Source organism: Streptomyces actuosus (assembly GCF_016921115.1).
Taxonomy (GTDB): Bacteria; Actinomycetota; Actinomycetes; order Streptomycetales; family Streptomycetaceae; genus Streptomyces; species Streptomyces actuosus_A.
The window spans coordinates 26,109-49,024 of record NZ_JAFFZS010000017.1 but is presented as its reverse complement, the minus strand read 5'-3'; the positions used below and the strand labels follow the sequence as shown (position 1 = coordinate 49,024).

At 69.5% G+C, this 22,916-nt stretch carries 10 protein-coding genes; 5 read left to right on the top strand and 5 right to left on the bottom strand.

Going from position 1 to position 22,916, the window contains the following annotated elements; translation table 11 throughout:
* Positions 1 to 40: 40 nt before the first annotated feature.
* Positions 41 to 1,234 (bottom strand): RtcB family protein, encoded by a 1,194-nt coding sequence (locus JS756_RS21220; RefSeq protein WP_205384730.1) that lies wholly within the window; start codon positions 1,232 to 1,234, stop codon positions 41 to 43.
* 213 nt (positions 1,235 to 1,447) lie between these two features.
* Between JS756_RS21220 and JS756_RS21215 the strand changes: the two genes are divergently transcribed.
* The 3 genes from JS756_RS21215 to JS756_RS21205 all read left to right on the top strand — a co-directional run bounded on the left by JS756_RS21215 (position 1,448) and on the right by JS756_RS21205 (position 4,914).
* A complete protein-coding gene (locus tag JS756_RS21215) occupies positions 1,448 to 2,323 on the top strand; it encodes a DUF3558 domain-containing protein (RefSeq protein WP_205384834.1) in 876 nt (291 codons plus the stop codon).
* 118 nt (positions 2,324 to 2,441) lie between these two features.
* Positions 2,442 to 3,329: a DUF3558 family protein gene (locus tag JS756_RS21210; RefSeq protein ID WP_205384729.1), complete on the top strand. Its 888-nt coding sequence runs from the start codon at positions 2,442 to 2,444 to the stop codon at positions 3,327 to 3,329.
* A 253-nt stretch (positions 3,330 to 3,582) separates the two neighbouring features.
* A complete protein-coding gene (locus JS756_RS21205) occupies positions 3,583 to 4,914 on the top strand; it encodes a DUF2637 domain-containing protein (RefSeq protein WP_205384833.1) in 1,332 nt (443 codons plus the stop codon).
* Positions 4,915 to 5,116: 202 nt separating this feature from the next.
* Here JS756_RS21205 and lysS read toward each other — a convergent pair whose 3' ends face one another.
* Positions 5,117 to 6,859 (bottom strand): lysine--tRNA ligase, encoded by a 1,743-nt coding sequence (gene lysS, locus JS756_RS21200; RefSeq protein WP_205384728.1) that lies wholly within the window; start codon positions 6,857 to 6,859, stop codon positions 5,117 to 5,119.
* Between the two features lie 127 nt (positions 6,860 to 6,986).
* On the opposite strand from lysS, the gene argS reads away from it, so the two are divergent.
* Complete coding sequence (gene argS / locus JS756_RS21195; protein WP_205384727.1) at positions 6,987 to 8,756, top strand: arginine--tRNA ligase; 1,770 nt, start codon at positions 6,987 to 6,989, stop codon at positions 8,754 to 8,756.
* A gap of 257 nt (positions 8,757 to 9,013) precedes the next feature.
* On the opposite strand, the gene JS756_RS21190 is transcribed toward argS, so the two are convergent.
* Both JS756_RS21190 and JS756_RS21185 read right to left on the bottom strand, forming a co-directional pair.
* The gene (locus JS756_RS21190) at positions 9,014 to 9,745 is read right to left on the bottom strand and encodes a hypothetical protein (RefSeq protein ID WP_205384726.1); all 732 of its coding nucleotides are present in this window, start codon (positions 9,743 to 9,745) and stop codon (positions 9,014 to 9,016) included.
* 26 nt (positions 9,746 to 9,771) lie between these two features.
* A complete protein-coding gene (locus JS756_RS21185) occupies positions 9,772 to 17,739 on the bottom strand; it encodes a ricin-type beta-trefoil lectin domain protein (protein ID WP_205384725.1) in 7,968 nt (2,655 codons plus the stop codon).
* Between the two features lie 408 nt (positions 17,740 to 18,147).
* Here JS756_RS21185 and JS756_RS21180 point away from each other — a divergent pair, with 408 nt between their 5' ends.
* Positions 18,148 to 21,279, top strand: a complete 3,132-nt coding sequence (locus JS756_RS21180) for a DNRLRE domain-containing protein (RefSeq protein ID WP_205384724.1) — start codon at positions 18,148 to 18,150, stop codon at positions 21,277 to 21,279.
* Positions 21,280 to 21,586: 307 nt separating this feature from the next.
* Here the strand turns inward: JS756_RS21180 and JS756_RS21175 are convergent, their stop codons facing one another.
* The gene (locus tag JS756_RS21175) at positions 21,587 to 22,486 is read right to left on the bottom strand and encodes an SAM-dependent methyltransferase (protein ID WP_205384723.1); all 900 of its coding nucleotides are present in this window, start codon (positions 22,484 to 22,486) and stop codon (positions 21,587 to 21,589) included.
* Between the last annotated feature and the right edge of the window lie 430 nt (positions 22,487 to 22,916).

Here is a 22,916-nt window from a genome sequence, read left to right as displayed (position 1 = left end):
GCGAGGAGGTTCAGCCCCCCGACGCCGCCGGCGCCGCGGCTCAGCCCTTGACGCAGACGACCTGCTTCAGCTTCGCCACGACCGCGACGAGGTCCCGCTGCTGGTCGATGACCTGCTCGATCGGCTTGTAGGCGCCGGGGATCTCGTCGACGACGCCGGAGTCCTTGCGGCACTCCACACCCCGGGTCTGCTCCTCCAGGTCCTTGGTCGTGAAGCGCCGCTTGGCCGCGTTGCGGCTCATGCGCCGACCCGCACCGTGCGAGGCGGAGTTGAAGGAGCGGTCGTTGCCGAGGCCCTTCACGATGTAGGAGCCGGTGCCCATCGAGCCGGGGATGATGCCGAACTCGCCGGAGCCGGCCCGGATCGCACCCTTGCGGGTGACGAGCAGGTCCATCCCCTCGTACCGCTCCTGCGCCACGTAGTTGTGGTGGCAGGAGATCTCCGGCTCGAAGACCGGCTTCGCCTTCTTGAACTCCTTGCGGACCACGTCCTTCAGGAGCGCCATCATGATCGAGCGGTTGTACGCGGCGTACTCCTGCGCCCAGAACAGGTCGTTGCGGTACGCCGCCATCTGCGGGGTGTCCGCCACGAAGACCGCCAGGTCGCGGTCAACCAGGCCCTGGTTGTGCGGGAGCTTCTGGGCGATGCCGATGTGGTGCTCGGCGAGTTCCTTGCCGATGTTCCGGGAGCCGGAGTGGAGCATGAGCCAGACGGCGCCGTCGGTGTCGGTGCACACCTCGACGAAGTGGTTGCCCGAACCCAGCGTGCCCATCTGCTTCGTGGCCCGCTCCGCGCGGAACTTCACCGCGTCGGCGACCGTGTCGAACCGTCCCCAGAAGCCGTCCCACCCGGAGGTCGGGAAGCCGTGCAGCCGACCCGGGTCGACGGCGTCGTCGTGCATCCCGCGGCCCACCGGAATCGCCTGCTCGATCTTCGACCGCAGCCGCGAGAGGTCCCCCGGCAGGTCGTTCACGGTCAGCGAGGTCCTCACCGCCGACATGCCGCAGCCGATGTCCACGCCCACCGCCGCCGGACACACGGCACCCTGCATGGCGATCACGGACCCGACGGTCGCGCCCTTGCCGAAGTGGACGTCCGGCATGACGGCCAGACCCTTGATCCACGGCAGGGTCGCGACGTTCTGCAGCTGCTGCATCGCCGCGCCCTCCACCGCCGCCGGGTCGGCCCACATACGAATGGGGACCTTGGCGCCCGGCATCTCCACGAAGGACATATTTTCCTCATTCCCCCGAAATCAACATGAAAGCCTCAGATCGCAAAACCGGCGCCAGGGTCGACGAACAGGACATCGGACCGGCATCCACGGCAGTGCGTGCGATAGACATTGTGGTCAGGGTGCGCCCCCGAGCAGCAAGCGAATAAGCAGCGGGGACGCCGAAGGACCGAGCACATGGGGCCCAGCCCCGCCGTCGAGAGGAGCCTCACCGTGCAGCGGAAGGCCTACGTACCGGGCACGGCCGCGCTCCTCGCGGCATTGCTGGCCGGCTGCACCGGTGGCACGGGCGACGGCGGCAGCTCGGACAACTCCGATCCGGGCGAACCGGGCGCGGCGAGCGCCCAGGCGCAGCCCGGCAAGTACCGCACCCTGCCCGAGCCGTGCGGTGCGGTCAGCCCGGCCACCCTGGACCTGATGCTGCCCGGCATCGCGGAGATCGCCGACGAGGAGCAGCAGAACAAGGCCTACCGGGGCACCCCGATCCTGACGTACGACACCGACCGCAAGGTGGGCTGCCGCTGGAAGGTGGAGTCCGCGACCGCCACGGACCACCTGTACGTCGACTTCGAACGGGTCGTCAGCTACGACAACACCGTCAGCGACGACAGCGAGGCGGAGCGGCTCTTCGCCGGACAGCAGGCGGCGGCCGACCTGCCGGAGCCGACGGGTTCGGCGTCCGGCACCGGCGAGGCCGGCGCGTCCGTCGCCCCGTCCGCCACGTCGAGCGCACGGGTGGGCCCGACGCCCTCGGCCTCGGGGTCCGGTTCGGGGTCGTCCTCCCCCGTCTCCTCGCCCTCGTCGTCCGACGGGTCGTCTCCTTCGTCCTCCCCTTCCTCCTCGGAGGACCTCCGCCCCCGGGTCCTCGACGACCTCGGCGACGAGGCCTTCCTCGACGACCGGCTCTCCCCGTCCGGTTCGACCGCGAAGCGGCGCAAGGTGACTGTGGCGTTCCGCACGTCGAACGTCATCGTGACGATCGAGTACGAGGAGCAGCCGGCGACCACCGCGACGGAGCCGGACAGCAAGGAAATGCAGGACAAGGCACGGAAACTGGCGGCCCGGCTGGCGGACGCGCTCTCGGGCTGACGCCCCCGCACCCCCGCCTGCCGTGTCCCGGTCATGGGCGTGAAGGCCAGCAGTGCGGCTCCCCCACCGCGTACCGTGACCTCTCGGACCCGGTCCGACCGCAGGAACCACGAGCGTCATGAGTGAAGGAACCATGCAGCGACGAGCCCAGCGAGACCAGCGAGACGATCAGGGGGCGGCCCCCGCGCCCTACGGCTACGGGCAGCGGGGGAAGGAGCAGCGCGCACGGCGGCTGCGCGCCCTCGCCGGCGCGGCGGCCGTGCCCGTGATGCTGGTCGCCGCCGGCTGCTCCTCCGGCGACTCCGGCTCCGGCGGCGAGAGCGACGGCGCGAAGGCCTCGGGTACGCAGACGCCGTCGTCGGTGAGCGCGTCCCCGACGGTGCAGGCGGCGGCGTACCGCAAGCTGCCCAAGGTGTGCGGGGTACTGTCGAAGAAGACGCTGGAGGACCTGGTCCCGGAGGCGAAGTCGGGCAAGGAGGGCACCTCCAGCGACACCTCCACCCGCGCCAGCTGCTCCTGGAGCAGCCTCGACAACAACGGCGTGAAGGGCTCGCAGTTCCGCTGGCTCAACGTCTCCCTGCTGCGCTTCGAGTCCGACGCCACGCGCGGCGAGGGCGACCGGCTCGCCCACGACTACTACGAGAAGCAGATCAAGGACGCCAAGGCGGTGGCGGGCGCCAAGAACACCAAGGCCGCCCCGGTCGCCGGCACGGGCGACGAGGCGACCTCGGTCAGCTACGACCTGAAGAAGAAGGAAGGCGCGTTCAAGCAGCAGACGGTCGTCGCCCGCGTCGAGAACGTCGTCGTCACCCTCGACTACAACGGTGCCGGTCTGGCCGGCGACAAGACGCCGGACGCCGCCGAGCTGACGAAGGCCGCGCAGAAGGCGGCCAAGGAGGCCGTCGCCGCGGTGTCGACCGCCAACACCGCCTCGTCGAGCCCCGAGCCCTCCGCCTCGACCTCCGCCTCCGCCGAGCCGTCCGCGTCCGCCTCGAAGAAGAACTGAGCGCGCCGGGGGGAGAACTCGGGACGAACACCCGGAGAAGCGCCCGAAAGGAACACCGGGCGCACCCGGGAGGGACCCGGCGGGAACCGAGGCGGAGCCGAAACGGCGGCGCTTCGGCACCGAATCGGCACCGAAGCGGACCCGAGGCGGCCGACCGGCCACCCGTACACCGCACACATGTGCAACCCTGTTGCGCGCAACATCAGGCAGTGGGAGGGGAGTACGGGTGGCCGCGCCCATACAGCTGACACGGATGCACCGGATTCTCATCGGCGTGGTCGTGACCGGTGCCGTCATCATCGCGGGCATCGGCTTCGCCGGGTCGTACGCGGCCGTCCGCGAGCTCGCCGTCAAGAAGGGCTTCGGGAACTTCAGTTACGTGTTCCCGATCGGCATCGACGCGGGCATCTGCGTCCTGCTCGCCCTGGACCTGCTGCTGACCTGGATCCGGATCCCGTTCCCGCTGCTGCGCCAGACGGCGTGGGTCCTCACGGCGGCGACGATCGCGTTCAACGGGGCCGCCGCCTGGCCCGACCCGCTCGGCGTCGGCATGCACGCCGTGATCCCGGTGCTGTTCGTGGTGTCGGTCGAGGCCGCCCGGCACGCCATCGGCCGCATCGCCGACATCACCGCCGACAAGCACATGGAGGGCGTCCGGCTGATGCGCTGGCTGCTCTCCCCGATACCCACGTTCCTGCTGTGGCGGCGCATGAAGCTGTGGGAGCTGCGCTCCTACGACCAGGTCATCAAGCTGGAGCAGGAACGCCTCGTCTACCAGGCCCGCCTGCGCTCCCGCTTCGGCCGCGCCTGGCGGCGCAAGGCGCCGGTGGAGTCCCTGATGCCGCTGCGTCTGGCGAAGTACGGCGTGCCGCTGGCGCAGACGGCCGGGGCCGGCCTGGCCGCGGCGGGCATCGACCCGGTGCTGCTGCCGCCGGCAGCGCAGCGTGACGCGCTCGGCGCGGCCGCCGCGGACGACCGGGCCTCCGGCGTGGCGCCCGCGGGCGGCCAGAACGCCGCCGTGGGCGCCCGGGCCGCCCTGGGCGGGGCGCCGGCCGGCGAGCGGCGCCCGCAGCCGGCGGGCGGCCCCGGCGCGGGCATGCCGCCGCCCGGGTTCGAGGATCTGCCCCCCGAGCCCGACGACGAGCGGTCCCCGTGGTTCAACACCCCCCGCCAGGTCGAGTACCACGGCAACTACGACCCCTCCTTCGACACGTCGTACGCGGACCCCTCCTACACCCCGGAGGAGCAGTACGAGCAGTGGTACGAGGAGCAGTACCCGCAGGACCCGGCGCAGGCGGACTTCTCCCCCGAGCAGACCGGAAGCTTCCCGATCCCGGTGGTGCCCGGCGGCCGCACCCGCGAGCTGGGCGACGGCGGCGGCAGCCCCGCACCGGAGCCGACGGAGGAGGACTACTACCAGGTCTTCCGCCAGTCGATCAACGGCAGCTACCCGACGCCGCGTGAGCTGATCGACAACGTCCAGGCGGAGTTCGGCAGGGACCTTCCCGCCGACGAGGCCAAGCGCATGGTCATGCGCTTCCAGAACCGCCACACCGCGGAACTGGAAGAGGACCACATCGCCTGACGCCCGGCGCCCGGGCAGCGAGGGCATCGGGCCCTGGACCGCGGAACCGGATCCCGCAGGGGCAGGGCACGGCGAGGCGGGGGACCGTGAGCGGGCACGAAGCCGCCGGGAGACCGGCGCGCCCGCGGGAACACCGGCGCGCACGCGCGGACTCGACGGCGCTGACACGAAGAAGGGGCCCTCGACCGAGGGCCCCTTCCGTTCACTCGCCGAGCAGCTTGCGCACCCGGTCCTGCCCGACCGCCAGCAGCAGCGTGGGCAGCCGCGGCCCGGTGTCGCGCCCGACCAGCAGGTGGTAGAGCAGCGCGAAGAACGTCCGCTGGGCGGTCTTGATCTCCGGCGGCAGCTCCTTGGGCGTGGCGTCCGCGGGGAACCCGGCCCGCACCTTCGGCACCCCGTACACGAGGTGGGTGAGGCCGTCCAGCGACCAGTGCTCGGCGAGCCCGTCCACCAGCAGCCGCACCGACTCCCGGGACGCCTCGTCGAGGGACTTCAGCAGCTCGACGTCGGGCTCGTCGCGCACGATGGTCCGCTGGTCGGCGGGGACGTGCGTGTTGATCCAGGCCTCGGCCCGGTCGTAGCGCGGTCGGGCCTCGTCGAGGGAGACCAGCGGCTGCTCCGGGTCCAGCTCGCTCAGGATCCGCAGGGCCTGGTCCTCGTGGCCGGCGCTGACGTCGGCGACGGAGGCCAGCGTCCGGTACGGCAGCGGGCGGGCCGTGCGCGGCAGCTCACCGGCGGCCGTGCGGACCGCGCGGGAGTGGGCGGCGACGTCGCCCGGCAGGGCCGTACCGTCGGAGACCTTGGCGTCCAGGCGGTCCCACTCGTCGTAGAGCCGCTGGATCTCCTGGTCGAAGGCGATCTTGAAGGACTGGTTCGGCCGCCGCCGGGCGTACAGCCACCGCAGGATCTGCGGCTCCATGATCTTCAGGGCGTCCGCCGGGGTGGGCACACCACCGCGCGAGGACGACATCTTCGCCATGCCGCTGATGCCCACGAAGGCGTACATCGGGCCGATCGGCTGCTTGCCGCCGAAGATCCCGACGATCTGCCCGCCGACCTGGAAGCTGGAGCCGGGAGAGGAGTGGTCGACGCCGCTGGGCTCGAAGACGACGCCCTCGTAGGCCCAGCGCATCGGCCAGTCGACCTTCCACACCAGCTTGCCGCGGTTGAACTCGTCCAGCCGGACGGTCTCCGAGAAGCCGCACGCGGTGCAGGAGTACGTCAGCTCGGTGCTGTCGTCGTCGTAGTGGGTGACGGTGGTGAGGTCCTTGCCGCAGTTGCCGCAGTACGGCTTGTACGGGAAGTACCCGGCGGAACCGGAGGACCCGTCGTCCTCGCTCGCCGCGCCCGACCCCTCGGCCGCCTCCAGCTCGGCCTCGTCGACCGGCTTCTGCGACTTCTTGGCCCCGCCCTTGGCCTTGGTCCGGTACTGGGCGAGCACGGCGTCGATGTCCTGCCGGTGCTTCATCGCGTGCAGGACCTGCTCGCGGTAGGCGCCGGAGGTGTACTGCTCGGTCTGGCTGATCCCGTCGAACTCCACGCCCAGCTCGGCCAGCGACTCGACCATCGCGGCCCTGAAGTGCTCGGCCCAGTTCGGGTACGGCGAGCCCTGCGGCGCCGGGACCGAGGTCAGCGGCTTGCCGATGTGCTCGGCCCAGGACTCGTCGACGCCGGCGATCCCGGCGGGCACCTTGCGGTACCGGTCGTAGTCGTCCCAGGAGATCAGGTGCCGGACCTCGCGGCCGCGCCGCCGGATCTCGTCGGCGACCAGGTGCGGGGTCATGACCTCGCGCAGGTTGCCGAGGTGGATGGGGCCGGAGGGAGAGAGTCCGGACGCGACGACGACCGGTTTGCCCGGGGCCCGACGCTCCGACTCCTCGATGACCTCATCCGCGAAACGGGAGACCCAGTCGGTGGTCTCGGTGCTCTGAGCCACGATCGGCACGTCCTTCTTTCTGAACGGGTGACACCCCATTGTCACAGACCGGCATGCGACCCGGAAAACGGCTTTACCCCCCGTGGGATACTGGCCGGGACCATCCATCCCCACGAGGAGAACGGCACCCACACCTATGGCCTCGGTCACGTCCCTCAGCGATTCCGTCCAGCAGCACCTCGCGACCGCCCTCTCGGCCACCCTGCCGGAGGCCGCCGGCGCGGACCCGCTGCTGCGACGTAGCGACCGGGCCGACTTCCAGGCCAACGGGGTCATGGCACTCGCCAAGAAGGCGAAGGCGAACCCGAGGGAGCTGGCGACGCGGGTCGTGGCGGAGGTCGCCACCGGTGACGTGATCAAGGACGTCGAGGTCTCCGGCCCCGGCTTCCTCAACATCACGATCACCGACGCGGCGATCATCCGGAACCTCGCCGCGCGCCACGCGGACGACACCGGACGCCTCGGCGTGCCGCACGCCGGGCAGCCGGGCACCACGGTCGTCGACTACGCCCAGCCGAACGTGGCCAAGGAGATGCACGTCGGCCACCTGCGCTCCGCGGTGATCGGCGACTCCGTCGTGAAGCTGCTGGAGTTCACCGGCGAGAACGTGGTGCGCCGCCACCACATCGGCGACTGGGGCACCCAGTTCGGCATGCTCATCCAGTACCTGGACGAGCACCCGCACGAGCTGGACCACAAGTCCGGCGAGGTGAGCGGCGAGGAGGCGATGTCCAACCTGGACCGCCTGTACAAGTCCGCGCGGAAGCTGTTCGACTCCGACGAGGAGTTCAAGACCCGGGCCCGCCGCCGGGTGGTGGACCTCCAGGCCGGCGACCCGCACACCCTCGCCACGTGGCAGAAGTTCGTGGACGAGTCGAAGATCTACTTCTACTCGGTCTTCGAGAAGCTCGACATGGAGATCAGCGACCCCGACATCGTCGGCGAGTCCGGCTACAACGACATGCTCGCCGAGACCTGCCGCCTGCTGGAGGAGTCGGGTGTCGCCGTCCGCTCCGAGGGCGCGCTGTGCGTCTTCTTCGACGACATCAAGGGCCCGGACGGCAACCCGGTCCCGCTGATCGTGCAGAAGTCCGACGGCGGCTACGGCTACGCCGCCACCGACCTGTCCGCGATCCGCGACCGTGTCTTCCGGCTGAAGGCGACCTCGCTGATCTACGTCGTCGACGCCCGCCAGTCCCTGCACTTCAAGATGGTCTTCGAGACCGCCCGCCGGGCCGGCTGGCTCAACGAGGACGTGCACGCCCACCAGCTCGCCTTCGGCACGGTGCTCGGCAAGGACGGCAAGCCGTTCAAGACCCGTGAGGGCGAGACGGTCCGCCTGGTCGACCTGCTGGACGAGGCGATCGACCGCGCGACGGCGGTGGTCCGCGAGAAGGACGTCAGGCACCAGCTGTCCGAGGGCGAGATCACCGAGCGCGGCGCCCAGGTGGGCATCGGCGCGGTGAAGTACGCCGACCTGTCCACGTCGGCGAACCGGGACTACAAGTTCGACCTGGACCAGATGGTCTCGCTCAACGGCGACACCTCCGTCTACCTCCAGTACGCCTACGCCCGCATCCAGTCCATCCTCCGCAAGGCCGGCGAGGCCCGCCCCGCCGCCCACCCGGAGCTGGACCTGCACGAGGCGGAGCGCGCCCTCGGCCTCCACGCGGACGCCTTCGCGGCCGCGGTCGCGGAGGCGGCGGGCGAGTACGCCCCGCACAGGATGACGGCGTACCTGTACCAGCTGGCGTCCCTCTTCACGTCCTTCTACGACAAGTGCCCGGTCCTCGGCGCCGACACCCCGGAGCAGGTCGCCAACCGCCTGTTCCTCTGCGACGTCACCGCCAGGACCCTCCACCAGGGCATGGCCCTCCTGGGCATCAGGACACCCGAGCGGCTCTGAGCCCTCCGCCCGAGCACGACCTGCGGCCCCGCCCGGACCCCGTCCGGGCGGGGCCGCAGGCTTGAGGGGCCGCGCCCTACGCAACCCGGTGGGTGGACGAGCGAGGCCGGACCCGATCTGCTCGGGTCCGGCCTCAGAACCGTCCGTGCGGTCAGCGCACGTCAGCGATGCGGATTCAGCCTGCTGGCCGTGCGGCGCCCCTCAGCCCGACTGCGGATCGAGCGCGAGGAGCGGGTCGCACACGTTCTGGTAGCCCGTCATGGGGACTCCGGGCACCCCAGAGTGCTCAGTACAGCGGTCTCGGACAGTGGTTCGCTCACACTACCGTTGATGAGCCAGGAGCCGTCCCAGGTGACGTGCCAGACTTCGCCACGGAAGTTCTCCCACTCGACGAAGCTCCCCACAGTCCCCTCCAGCAACGCCAGCTCCCTGAGTAGCACATCAGTGGTGGTGAAGCCGCGCGACGGTCCGAGGCTGCCGCTGCCGGTCCTGGTGTTCTCGTACCGCATCCGGAGATACGGCGCCACCGGCCGCTCGACCACTGTCGGACGGATCATCCGCTTGAAACGGTGGATCGCCTCCTCAAGGGTCTCGTGTCCCGAGAACTCACAGCTGTACGCCGGGAACACCCCGATGATCTGTTCCCCCAGCGCGTTGCCCCGACCAAAATGATACTGGTGCACCGCGGGCGGAACAGCCACAACTACATCGAACCCGTGGAACTCTGTCGTGAAGCCAGGAGCGACCGTGAAGGGTGTGTCGTCCTTCACCTCCTCCGCCAGGTGCCGATCTTTCGCAAATTCGAGAACCGCGATGACGAGCCCTTGGTCGAAGTGATCGATAACGTTCATCTGGTAGGCACAGTTGCGCTTCGAGTCCAACGCCAGCGAGAAGACGAACCTTGGCGTCGGCGACCATCGCCACGCCTCTAGCATGCCGGAAATGGGTTCCGCCCCCTCAACCCCCGCCAAAACATCGTCGAAATTCATGACACCTCTTGCCTTTATCGATCCATTTAGGAGGAGTAATTAGGGCCTGTATCCTGCCGATATCTAGCCGTCATACGACCGCCCGCACTGGAATTGAGCCCCCTGCTCATGGGAACCAGGTTGTCCGGGTCATTGAAGTAGTCATTCCTGGCCGCCCGGCTGCTGTCATACCCGGAATAATTCCAATGATCGACCACAGGAGGCACATGGTCGTAGGTCAACTCTTCCCGAGGGATAACGCTACCTTGCTCATCAAGCCAGTTCCCGCTGGAATCCGTCCAGCGCCTTGCCATTTCCTGGTGGGTGGACGCACGATAGCCGCTCGGATACTGGTTACTGCGATCGAGCCTATTAACCGGAGCATTGGGGTTGGATCCCATGGTTCCGTCGGCCAGCCGTGGCTGCCCACCGCTCGCACACGCGCATGTGCCGGAATGCCCGTCAACACTGCCGCCGCAGTTGTGGACCAGAACCGGCGTCTCGCCCGCCACCACATAGTACGTGTGGACGTCACCGACCGTGAGGTTGTGCACCGTGGCGGTCTGGGCCGTCCATCGGTCCACCGCGGTGACCTGGACGTACGTGCCCGCGCTGGTGCGCAGCCATTCGCCGGCGTGCAGGTCGGTGGCCTTGATCCAGGCGTGCAGTTCCTGGACCCAGAAGGGGTGGCCGTCGGTCGCGGTGACCTGGGCCGTCCTGCTGCCCTTGGTGCCGTCGGTGTCGATGGTGACCTTGACGAGGTGCTTGAGGCCGTGGCCCTTGATCTCGGCGGTGACCGTCTCGACCCGGGTCTCGCCGGTCTTCGGGTCGGTCGTGACGACCTTGTCCCCGGTCCGAACCTCCTCGATCGGCTTGGTCGTGCCGTCGGCCATCAGGACCTGGGTGCCCGGGACGAAGCTGTTGCACGTCCCGCCGCCCTCACCCCCGTGGGAGCCGCCGCCGGACTTGCCGGAGCCGCCGCTGCCGCTGGAGCCGCCCTCGCTCTTGGAGGAGCCGCCCGACTTGCCGCCGGGCTTGCCACCGCCTCCGGAGCTCTTGCCTCCGGAACCGTGGGACGACGACTTCGGGGCCGCCTTGGCCTGGGCGTGCTTCTGGCGTGGGTTGCCGGTCTTCTTGGTGACGTCGACGGCCTTGTCGGCTGTTCGTTTGGCTTCCGCCGCAGCCTTCTTCTTGGCTCTCTGCGCGGCTCTCTTCTTGGCCCTCTCGATTGCCAGTTTCTTGGCCTTCAGGGCCAGGGTCTCGGCCATCTTGGCCAGCTTCAGGACCCGCTGGGCCTCCTTCTTGGCCTTGCGGAACGCCCTGACCGCCGAGATGGTGCGCTTGACCGCCTTGACGACCTTCGGGAGCTTGCCCAGCTTGTACCAGGGGATGGCCTCGGCCACGATGCCGACGCAGGACCACATGTCGCCGCCGAAGCAGGCGAGGGCGTCGTTGATGCCGATGAAGTCCTTGAGCGTCTCCCAGGCCACGGCCAGGATGATCGAGCCGAGGGACTTGCCCTGCATCGCCTGCGCCTGGGCGACCTGCGCCGCCGACAGACCCGCGCCCGCCAGTGCCGCCGCCCGCTCGGAGGCGGTCAGCGAGATGGCCAGACCCGTCGGGTCGGACATCGTCACCGGGTTGTTGTGGGCGTAGGCGTAGCCGTTGGACTGCAGGACGTCGTTGAGGTCCAGCACCGGGTCCGCGGACAGGAAGCGTCCGACCACCGGGTCGTACAGGCGCGCGCCCAGCGGCACGAAGCCGGAGGAGTCGTCGCGGGCCGCGCCCAGGAATCCGGTGTGGGTCTGGACGTTGACGCCCACCGTGTCGGCGCCGCGCTGGTTGCCGAACGGGTCCTGCTTGCGGATCCGCACCGACATCTGGTCCTTGAGCGCGACCTCCGCGAACGTGCTGCCCTGGTGGTCGCCGGCGAGGGCGACGAGTTGCTCGCCCGCGTTGCCGTAGGCGTAGCGCATGACCGCGCCGCCGGGGACGGAGTAGGTGCGCTGGGTGTTGACCAGGACGCCGCCCTGCTGGACGGTGACCTCGGCCTCGCCCAGGTACAGCGTGGCCTGCTTGCCCTTGATCGACAGCAGGCGGGAGCCGTCGGGACCGTAGATGTAGCGGGTGTCGTTCTGCGGCGCCCATTGCTGCTCGGCCTTGGTGCCGTCGCAGGTGGCCAGCACGACGGGGGTCGACTCCGCCGAGTTGGCGTCCTTGACCGCCAGGCACATGCCCGTGGCGACGTGGAACAGCTGGCCTGAGGCGTTGCGCTTCAGCTGCTGCGCGGTCGAGCCGTCGCAGGCCTGGACCTGGAGGGCCGAGCCTGCGGCGCTGCCGGCGGGCTGGACGCACCACGTGTCGTAGACCGTCAGCGTGCCCAGGTCGGGGTCGGTCTGTGTCGCCCCCGGGACGGTGGCGAAGTGCCAGCTCTGCGCCGCCGAAGCGTTGCACGAGTGCAGCTGGATCGGCTGGTCCGCGGTGGGCACGCCGCCCTTGAGGTCCAGGCACTTGTCGGCGAGACCCAGGTAGGGGGTCTTCCCGCCGCTGCCCTCGCCGGTGATCCGTTCTACCTGGCCGTCGTAGGTCCAGGTCAGCTGCTGCTTGTCGCCGTTGTCCAGCGACGTGACCGACTTGGTCTCGCCGGTCAGCTCGTACAGCCGCTCGGCCTCCGCCTTGACCTGCGCGCCCGCGGGCGTGGTGTAGGTCTTGGACACCTTGGTCAGCGTGTGCGGCTGGGTGCCGTCGGCCTTGCCGTAGGCGTAGGTGGTCGTGGCGTCCTTGGCGGTGTCGCCGGTGAGGTCCTTCTCGGTCAGCCGGGTGCGGTTGCCCAGGAGGTCGTAGGTGTACTCCTGCCAGTAGCCGGACCTGTCGCCGCCGGCCGCCACGTTCAGCGTGCCGTCGCTGTTCTTCGGGCCGGTGCAGGAGCTCTGGTCCTTGGCGGTCCAGGCCGTCTTCAGCTGGCCCAGAGGGTCGTAGACGAAGCACTGCCGCTCGGCGATGCCGGTGGCGTGCTCCTGGATGGAGGTGACGTTGCCGGCGGGGTCGTAGGCGTAGGTGCGCTTGGAGACGAGGTTGCCGGGAACCACGCTCTGGTCGCCGGTCTGCTCACGGTAGACCTGCTGTTCCTGGAGCTCACCGCTGGACTCGTCGTAGGAATTCTGCGTCCACACGCGGTAGGGCTGGGCGCCCAGGGTGGAGCGCAGGACCTGGCCGTAGGGGTCGTAGACCGTCTCGGCGCCGTACCAGTCCTTGCCGGAGACGGACAGCGGCTTGCCGTCCTTGTTGTAGCGGACGACGAGCTTCTCGGCGTCGAACCGGCCGACGGCCGGCAGCATGCCCTCCTTCAGCGCGCCAGTGTCGTCGTACGTGTAGCTGTACGAGTACGACGTCTTGAGGCCCCAGGTGTCGGCCAGGGACTGCGGCAGGCTGAGCGTGGTCCCGGTCGGCTGGTAGTCCTGAGTGTAGCCGTCGACGCTCTGCGTGTAGGCCTCACCGTCGGTGTAGCGGGTGGCGGTGGCGGGCAGGCCCTTGCCGCCGGTGACGGTGTCGTAGGTGAACTTGGCCAGCAGGGTGCCGGTGGAGCCGTCCAGCCGCTGCTCGGTCGGCCGGGACAGGGTGTCGTAGCCGTTCCAGACCGTGACGCCGCGGGCGTTGGTCGTGGTGAGCGGGCGGTCGTACGTGTCGTAGGTGGTGGACGTGGTGCCGGTGTCGGGGTCGGTGGCGCTGCTCATCCGGCCGCGGTGGTCGTACGTCCACGTCCACGGGTGTGTCGGGTCGGCGGAGCTGGTCGCCTTCACCATCTGGCCGGCGTGGTCGTACGTGTAGCGCATCGACGTGTAGCCGCCGGGCGCCGCCGGGTTGAAGGTGTCGGTGCGCACGGTGCGGCCGAGGGCGTCGGTCCACACGCGGTAGGAGGAGGCTCCTTCCGGCTGGATGACCTTCGACCAGTCCGTGCCGTACTCGTACCGGGTGGCGCGGGCCGGAACCGGCTCCGAGGTGGCTTCCCCGGTCAGCGGGTCCTTGACCTTCAGCACCGGCGTCTCCTGGAGGACGCGGCCCTGGCCGTCGTAGGTGTAGCGGGTGATGTTGGGGACGGCGGTGTCCGCGAGCGGGGTGAACAGTTCGCCCGGGGTCACCTCGTCGGCGAAGTAGGCGTTGTTGGTCTGCCAGACCTCACCGGAGCTGTTGTACAGCGTGTCGGTGATCAGGTAGCCGCCGCCGTCGGCCTCCTCCTGCGTCTGGCGCTCCCGGCCGAGTCCGTCGTAGAGGGTGACGGAGGTCTCGATCCGGTCGTTGTGGCCGCGCGCGTAGGTGGTGACGTACGGGGGCTTGTGGTCGGTCTTGGACGGGTCGTCCGGGTCGTACTCGGGCACCGTGTACTCGGCGCGGAAGTCCGGGACGGACGAGGGCGACGGCGTGCGGCCGGGGCTCCAGGCCTCCGCCAGGCGGCCCAGCGGGTCGTACGTCGCCTGGCTGACGTAGCCGTTGGCGTCGGTGGTCTTCAGGGTCGTCGACCGGCCCGGCTCCAGCTCCTGCTTCTCGGTGTGGCCGAGCGCGTTGGTCGTGGTGACCTCGAAGACCTGCCCGACGGACGGGGAGTAGGTGATCGTGCCGGTCCTGCCGTCCGGGTCCGTCTCCTTGACGACGCGGCCGACCACGTCGAAGTCGGTGGTGCCGTTGGACTGGAACCCGGTGCCGTCACCGTTCACCGTCCACGACTCGGTGGCCTCGCCCAGCGTGGTGTCGGCGAGCGCGGTGCCGTAGGCCTGGTGGTCGTAGGCGGTCCGCACGGCGCCGGTCAGGGTCGACAGGTCGGCCCAGTCGGCGTCGTCGCAGGTGGTCGGGGACACCAGGGCCTGCTTGCTCAGGCCGATGATGTTCCTGGCCGTGTTGTGCAGGTACTCCAGCTTGGTGCAGGACTCGTCGCCGGTCCTGTTCTCGTCGGCGTCCCCGAGCGACTCCACCAGCACGGGCAGGCCGTACGTCGACTCGTACGTGGTGTGGGTCCTGACGACGCGTTCGGTACGCGGGTCGTCCCCGGTGCCGGAGGACTTGGTGTACGCGATCTCGTCCGGCTCGGTGACCCGCCAGGCGCGCAGCGGGCTCAGGCCGTCGTCGCGGTCCCGCTTGGCCAGTTCGGTGGCGGCGGGGACGGTGACGCTACGGGAGAGCCAGTCGCCGTCCTGGTCGTCGGCGCTGGTGTAGGTGAGTTCCTCGGCGATGCGGCCGGCGAACGGCTCCTTGTCCTTGGCGATCTCGGCGCCGGTGATGTCCTTCACCGACACCGTGTCGCCCATGCCGCGGAAGAAGCGGGTGACGGCCTTGGAGCGCTTGCTGCCGATGTTGGCGTCGTCCGCGCCGGTGATCACCGTGGTCTGTTCGAACCCGGCGAACTGCGAATAGGTGCGGGTCGACTTCTTGGAGAACTCGGCCTCGGCCAGCTTCCAGCCGGCGTTCTTGTACGTGTAGGCGGTCTTGGTGGAGAACTCGCCGTCGACGTTGGGGAGTTCCTCGATGGTGTCCACCACGTACTTGTGGAACCAGTCGATGTCCTCGACCTCGGGGTCGGGGTTCCAGAACGACGGGTAGCACAGGCGGGTGTTGGACTTCAGCGCCGCGGTGTCGGACTTGCCGGGCAGGTTGCTGCCGGTCGCGCAGTCGCCGGTGGGCGCCTTGTAGGTGACGACGGTCTCGCCGCCGTACTCGTTGATGACGCGGGCGATGCGCAGGCGGGAGAACCCGGGGGTCGGGTCGTTGGCCCGCACGACCCGGTTGGGCATGTCCTCGGCGTTGGACTCGAAGCGCACCGGGTTGAGGGTGACGCTGTCGTCCGTGGAGCCGTTGCGCGCGTAACCGGTGCGCTGGACCGACTCCAGCCACAGCGCGATGTTCGGGCCGGTCCTCAGCACCGGAAAGCTCTGCTTGAGCGCGTAGCTGTCCACCACCTGGCGGGCGGTGGTGTCGGTGCGGCGCTGCGCTGCGGTCTGGATCCGCGTCAGCCGCTTGCGGGACCAGAACGACGGGCCGGCGTTCCAGCACTTGCGGGTGTAGGTGGCGGTGACCTTCTTGCAGTTCAGGTCGGCCGGGGTGTCGTACCAGATGCGGTACTTGCCCGGGTCCTTGTCCTCGAAGTTGGCGTCGGCACAGGTCAGCGGGGCTTCGTCGAAGCAGCGCTCCTCGACGGTGAACCCGACCCGGGCCGGGGCGGTGTCGGAGAAGAGCCTGTCCCTGCGCTGCCCGTAGTCGATGTGGTCGAGCCAGCCGCCACGGTCGTAGAGGACCGGCGCCTTGAAGTTGAAGTTGCGGGCGTAGTAGTTCTGCTCCTTCTTCCACCACAGGGACATGGCGTTGCCGTGGATGTCCTCGACGTAGTCGAGGTTCCACCGCCAGCCCTGGGTGCACCAGGAGCCGGACCAGTCGCCGGACTTGTAGCAGGGCTCGCCCGAGTGGTTGCCGTACACCGGGACCGTCAGCACGGAGTCGGTGACGGGCTGGCCGTCGGTCCAGCCGGGCAGCCGGTTCAGGCCGAAGTGGTAGCGGGTACCGTCGCGGGTGGTGACGACCCAGTACTCGCCGTCCTTGGCGCCGTTGGCGGTCTGCGGGTCCTTGACCTGCTCGACCCGGGCCCCGTCGCCGTTGGCGGTGAACCACTTGCCCTTCGCGGCGTCCCACACCAGTTCGGTGGTGGCTCCGCCGAGCGACAGGGTGGCGTTGTTCGAACCCCAGCACAGGTCCGAGGTGCGGTGCGTGGCGTTGTTCGAACCGGCCTTCTTGGAGTCCTGGCGGCAGTTGGCGTACGTGCGGGTGATCGAGCCCGGGTTGTAGTCCCAGCCGTCACCGATCCAGGAGGCCTGGTTGTTCGTCGCCGAGGTCCGTCCGTCGACGGACTGCGAGGAGTAGTTCAGCGCGATCTTCGGCATGAGGCCGCCGGCGGTCTCGGGGACCTGGACGGCGTAGGAGTAGGTGAACGCTCCGGAGGAGGAGCCGGCCGCCCAGGAACCCGACGACAGCAGCGGTGTGGCCGTGAAGTCGCCCGAGGACGAGGAACCGGTGTCCATCGCGCCGATCACCTGCGGGCCCGAGGCGTCCACGGCCGGCAGGACGCTGCTGCCGGTGGTGAAGGAGGCGGTGCGGGCCGAGGCGCCCGACGCCTTCGTCTTCGCGCCGGTGGTGTCCCCGCCGAGGAGGCTGGAGATCGGGACCGAGCCGGTGAGGATCTTGCGGGTGCGGGCCTTCTTGGCGGCCTGCGTCCTGGTGGGTGCCTGGGCCGCCGGCACCTCCTTGACCCTGCTGGGCAGTTCCTGGGCGTGCGGGTCCGGCTTGCCGGACATCGTCATCGTTCCGCCGTCCGCGGCGCAGTCGCCGCTGTCCGGGGCGTTCATGACGCAGTCCGGCAGCAGCACCAGGCCGAAGCGTTCGGCGGCCTGCGGGCCGTAGAGGTCGGCGAAGCTCGTGGTGTCGATGTCCAGGGTGACCTGGGCGGTCGGATCGGCGTCCGCCGGCGGCGTGACCTTCATGATCAGGCCGGAGACACCGGCGTCCTGGGAGGTGCTCGGCGCAGCCAGGTCGACCTGCCATTCACCGTCGATGGCGGCGGGGTCCGTGCCCTCTGGTACGCCGACGGCCACCGGGAGCCCGTTGTCCACCGCAACCGTCGTGCCGGGCTCGGTGGTCGGTTCCAGCTTCGCCTTTCCGGTGTTCCCCGACCACGGCGTCACCGACTCCGGCTCGTAGGGGGTGACCGGCACCTCGGGCGCGGTGGTGAGGTTCTTCTCGGCCTCCGCGTCCTTGTCGACCGTCGTGGGGTCGGGCAGGTCGGGGAGCTTGACCTCTTCACGGGTCATGCCGGGACCGGGAACCGCCCAGGCCTCAGCACCAAGGCTGGTCACCGTCAGGGCCGAGGACACCAACAGGACGATCGCCACACGGCTCTGCCGCCGGCGCCGCCGTTCCGACTCCGTCGTGGCCAGGCGTCCCCGCCCCAGCCACGACAGCGGACCTTGAACACGCATACGCGTCGTCGACTCCCACCCCAGGCAATGAAACAACACAGGTCGATCGCACCCTCTGTCATGACCGCCGCAGGCTTCAAGATCGGCGGAGAGGGGCGGGAGCGCTTTGCTGTGAACTACCTCACGGATAATCTTCTGACAGATCGTCTGTTCGCCTGCTGAACAGGAAATATTGCGAGCAGGAGCCTCTATCCACGCAGAGCGGGCGACCAAAAGGGACAGGAGTGACACGCACAAGGTCAACCCATGACTTCACCAAGTGCGCATCACGGCTTTATAAATTCTTCATACGTGGACGGTCTGTGTGAATCGTGTGATCGTGTGCGCGCCCATGTCTTGAATCCGCTTGGCCCACACGGGGAGTAGACCGCCGACGTGTCCGCGCCGCCTCGCTTTCTCAGTCCGTTCATGCGCACGCGCACCCGACTGACCCTCACGCTCGGCCTGATCGTGGCCGCCCTGACCATCACCCTCCTGCCCTGGTGGCTGCCTGACGATCCGTCAAAATCGCAGGCCGGCCAGGCGACCGACGCACGGCAGACTGCCACCGGCCCGCGGGACGAGGCCGCCGCCATGGCCGAGGCCCGCCGCACCGGCAAGGAGGTGGCCGTCGACACGGCGACCACCGCCACGTCACTGACCTGGGCCCGGCCGGACGGCCAACTGCGCACGCGGATCAGCGCACTTCCCGTGCGGGCGAAGAACGCGCAGGGCAGGTGGGCACCGGTCGACAACCGCCTGCGCCGCGCCGAGGACGCCACCGACGGCCTCGGCATCCGCCCCGCCAACCCCGTGACGCCGGTGCGCTTCTCCAGCGGCACGCCCGGCACGGACACCCGCGCCGACCGCTCCTACCGCCGCAGCCCCCTGACGGACGGTCCGGCGACGGACGAGACGGCGCTGGCCGAGTTGGACGTCGCCGGCCACACCGTCACCTACACCTGGCCGGGCCCGCTGCCCGAGCCAGTGCTCGACGGCCCGCGCGCCCTCTACCCCGAGGTGCTGCCGGGCGTCGACCTGCTCCTGGTCGCCCGCGAAGAGGGCGGCTTCGCCCAGTTGCTGATCGTCAAGACCGAGGAGGCGGCACGGAGCAAGGCCCTGGCGACCGTGTCCTACGGGCTGCGATCGAAGACGGCCGTCTTCCGGCACGACGAGGAAGCCTGGCGCGTCCTCGTGCTCGATCCAGCCGGCCAGGAGATCGGCTCGATCCCCACGCCGTTCGCCTGGGACTCCAGCGGCCTTGACCCCGAACTTCCTGAGGCCGGCACGCCGCGTACCTCCGTCGCCACCTCCGCTGACGTGCTCGCGCTGTCCGGCCTGAGCGGTATCGAGCCCGGCGCGCACAGCGCCCCGATGCCGATGCAGGTGACCGGCGACGACACGGGCACCGCCCGGCTCGACCTGGACGTCGCGCACACCGGTCTACTCGCCCGCGAGGACGTCACCTACCCGCTGTTCCTCGACCCGACCGCCATCACCGGCTGGTCGGCGTGGACGGTGGCGTACAAGCCGTACCCCAACACCAGCTTCTGGGACGGCACCAACTTCAACTCGGGCACCTCCGACGCGCGCGTCGGCCACGAGAGCGACAGCGGCGGCACGGCCCGCTCCTTCTGGCGAATGAACTTCAACAGCAACCTGAAGGGCGCGCAGATCTCCGACGCGACCTTCCAGGTGCTCAACAACCATTCCTGGTCCTGCTCAGCCCGTGACATCCAGATCTGGCTCACCGGAGGCATCTCGACGGGCACGACATGGAACAGCCAGCCGAGTTGGGCTACATGGCTTCAAACGAAGTCCTTCGCCCACGGCTGGTCCTCCAGTTCCTGCCCCGACGACTACGTGGCGTTCAAGGTGACCTCCGCTGCCCAGAAGGGCGCGGACAACGGCTGGTCCAACATCACCTTGGGTATGCGTGCCGCCAGCGAGACCGACACCCAGACGTGGCGCAAGTTCCGGGCGACCTCGGCAACCCTGGTAGTCGTCTACAACCGGGCGCCCGCGGTGCCGTTCGGCGTCAAGAGCACGCCGGGCGGAGACTGCAACACCGCGACGGGCGGAACGACCATCGGCAAGACCAACCTGGTTCTGTCAGGTCAGTCCAATGACCCCGATGGAAACCTCGCCAGCCTGGTCTTCCGGTTCTGGAAGGCGGGTGCCACAGCGACGACGTACCCGGCCACGACCAACTCCAACGGCTCTGCCAGCACAACCATCCCCGTCACCCTTGAGGACGAGGCGACCTACTACTGGGACGTGCGCGCGAAGGACCAGGAAGGCACCTACTCGGACTACTACCCGGGCAGCGGCAAGGAGTGCACCCTCACCATCGACGGCTCCGCGCCGCCCACGCCCACGATCACGAGCGCCGACTTCCCCCGCGCCAGCGACGACGGCGACGTCTGGGCGACACGCAAGTTCGGTGAGACAGGTACTGTCACGTTCACCTCCACCGGTGCCACGAGGTTCAAGTACGCCATCGAGGGCCTGAGTTGGACGGACAAAGTCGCTGCGGACACCGTCACCATCGATAACCTGAAACCGGTGCATGCAGGCCCCAACTGGCTCAACGTGTACGCCTACGACGCCGCCGGCAACCAGAGCGCCCGTGCCGACTACCTCTTCTACGTTCCACCGCGCGACGACGCCGACAGCCCCGGTGACACGGGCGGCGACGCCATGCCCGACCTGCTCACCGTCAATTCCGGCGGCGACCTCGTCAACTGCACGGGAACACCTGGTGGCGACCTGTACTCCTGCCTGGCCGGCTCATACTCCGTCGACGGCGGCGTCACCAAGCTGAACCCGGCTGGACACTGGTACGACCCCGCCACCGGCAAGGCCGCCCTGATCACGCACTTCGACGACGCCTATCCGGGTGACGGGTCCACCGACTTGTTCGCCGTCACCCCCGACGGCAGGTTCTGGCTCTATCCCGGTGACGGCTACGGCAGCTTCGACATCGACCGACGGCTGGAAGTCCGGCTGCCCTCGAACTCCCCGGACCCGTCGACCTGGACCCAGATCAAGGCTGTCGGCGACATCACCGGCGACAAGCTGCCCGACCTGGTACTGCGGGCCGGCACCGCCTTCTGGACGCTGTCCGGCTACAGCGGTGCCACCTTCCAATCGGCCACGTTGATGAACGGCGACGACTGGGCCCACCGCGACATCATCAACGTCGCCGACATCAACGGCGACAGTACGCCGGACCTGCTGTGGCGGGACCTGGACACCGGGAAGATGTACGTGCGTCACGGCAAATCCGGTTCCACGAACGGCAGCGTCGACCTCGGCTCCTTGAAGGAGAGCACCGGTTCCCTCAACGGGGACGTGGTCTACGGATCCGGCTGGACCGCGAGCTATGTCACCGCAGCCGTCGGGATTCCCGATGTCAACGGGGACGGCATCCCGGACATATGGGCCCGCTTCGGCAACGACGGCAAGATGCGCGTCTACTATCCGTCCCGGACCAACACGAACGGTCCCGTGAAGATCGTCCTGTCGGTGGACTGGAGCACCGTCAAGGCCTTCGGCTGACAGCCAATGACAACGGCGGCGGCCCGGCCCCTTCGGGGACCGGGCCGCCGCCTGCACCCATTCACACACGGTTCAGCTCACTCATCCCGACATCGCAGGCCAACAGTCGAAGCCGCCTCGACGACACGCCGAGCACCTCGTCGGCGAACAGGCCGGGTCCGTCCCGACCGTCGCGCCGCCCGCCTCCCCGCCGCGTGTTGCGCAGGAGGGGGCGGGGACCGCACCGGCATCGGCGGGGCGGAGCCGCGGAAGGCGGGAACCCCCGCCCGAGGCCGGGTCCGGCCCGGCGGCGGGCTCCGCGCCCCCGTCAGTCCTTGCGCGCCACCGCCGCGTAGACGCTGACGTCGGTGTCCGTGACGTCGTTGATGTCGTGGTACCTGATGCGGTCGACGAGGTCGAGGGAGTCCAGGTACTCGGACGACGGGGCCGTCAGGACCGGGGCGGCACCGTCGGGACGCCAGTGGTGCACGGGCACGACACCGGGCTCCACCGGGCTCAGCCCGTTCTCCGTGAAGAAGCGTTCCACCTTGCCCTTGGACCGCAGCACGAACGACAGCCCGCGCTCCTGGAAGGACTTGACGATCCGGGCGGTGTGCGGCGTGAGGTCGTCGGCGAGGTGGCTGAGGACCAGCCGGCTGCCCGGCGCCAGCGCGTCCAGCAGCTCGCCGACCACGGCGTACGCCGTCTCGTCGGGGATGAAGTGCAGGACCGCCAGCAGGCACAGGGCGACCGGCCGGTCGAAGTCGAGGGTCTCGGCGGCCCGTTCGAGGATGGCGGACACGTCGCGCAGATCCGCGTCGACGTAGTCGGTCCGGCCCTCGGGACCGCTGGTGAGCAGGGCGCGGGCGTGCGCGAGCACGATCGGGTCGTTGTCGACGTACACCACCCGCGACTCCGGGGCGATCTGCTGGGCGATCTGGTGCACGTTGTTCTGCGTCGGCAGCCCGGCCCCGATGTCCAGGAACTGCCGCACCCCTTCCTGGGCGACGAGCCCGGTCACCGCGCGCCGCAGGAAGTCGCGGTTGTGCCGTGCCGTGAGGAAGGCCCGCGGCTGGTGCTCCAGGGCGGCGGCCGCGGCGGCCCGGTCGACGGGATAGTGGTCCTTGCCGCCGAGGAAGATGTCGTAGACCCGGGCGGGGTGCGCCTTGGTGGTGTCGATCCTCCTGCGCAGCTCGGCGGGGTCTTGGCTGAGGGCATCACCGGGCATGGAGGTCTCCTTCAACGCACAACCAACTCTGCGGTCAACAACCTATCCCGCCAAAGGACTTGCCGCGCCCGCACATCCCGCCACCCGCATCCGACCACGCCCCGGACCGCCGCGGTACCCCGGTCGCGGCACACCCGACGCGGCGACCCCGTCCCGTCACCGTGTCGGCGCGCGTCCCCGCCCGGCACGCCGCCCCGTCCCCCGCTCCCGACCCCGGCAGGCACCGCCGAGTCCCGCGGACCGTCCCGGACCCCGTCCCGAACAGGGCACCTCGTCGCAGGCCGGGGCGCCGGTGCGAACTCCGGTGTCCCGACTGCGCCGGTGACGGTGAGGGGCCCGGCCGCGGGCACCCCGGCTGGGCGGCGCACTCGTCGGCGCCCACACCACCGGAAGGCCTCATGCCCGTGCACCACCGCGCCCGCCTGCTGCT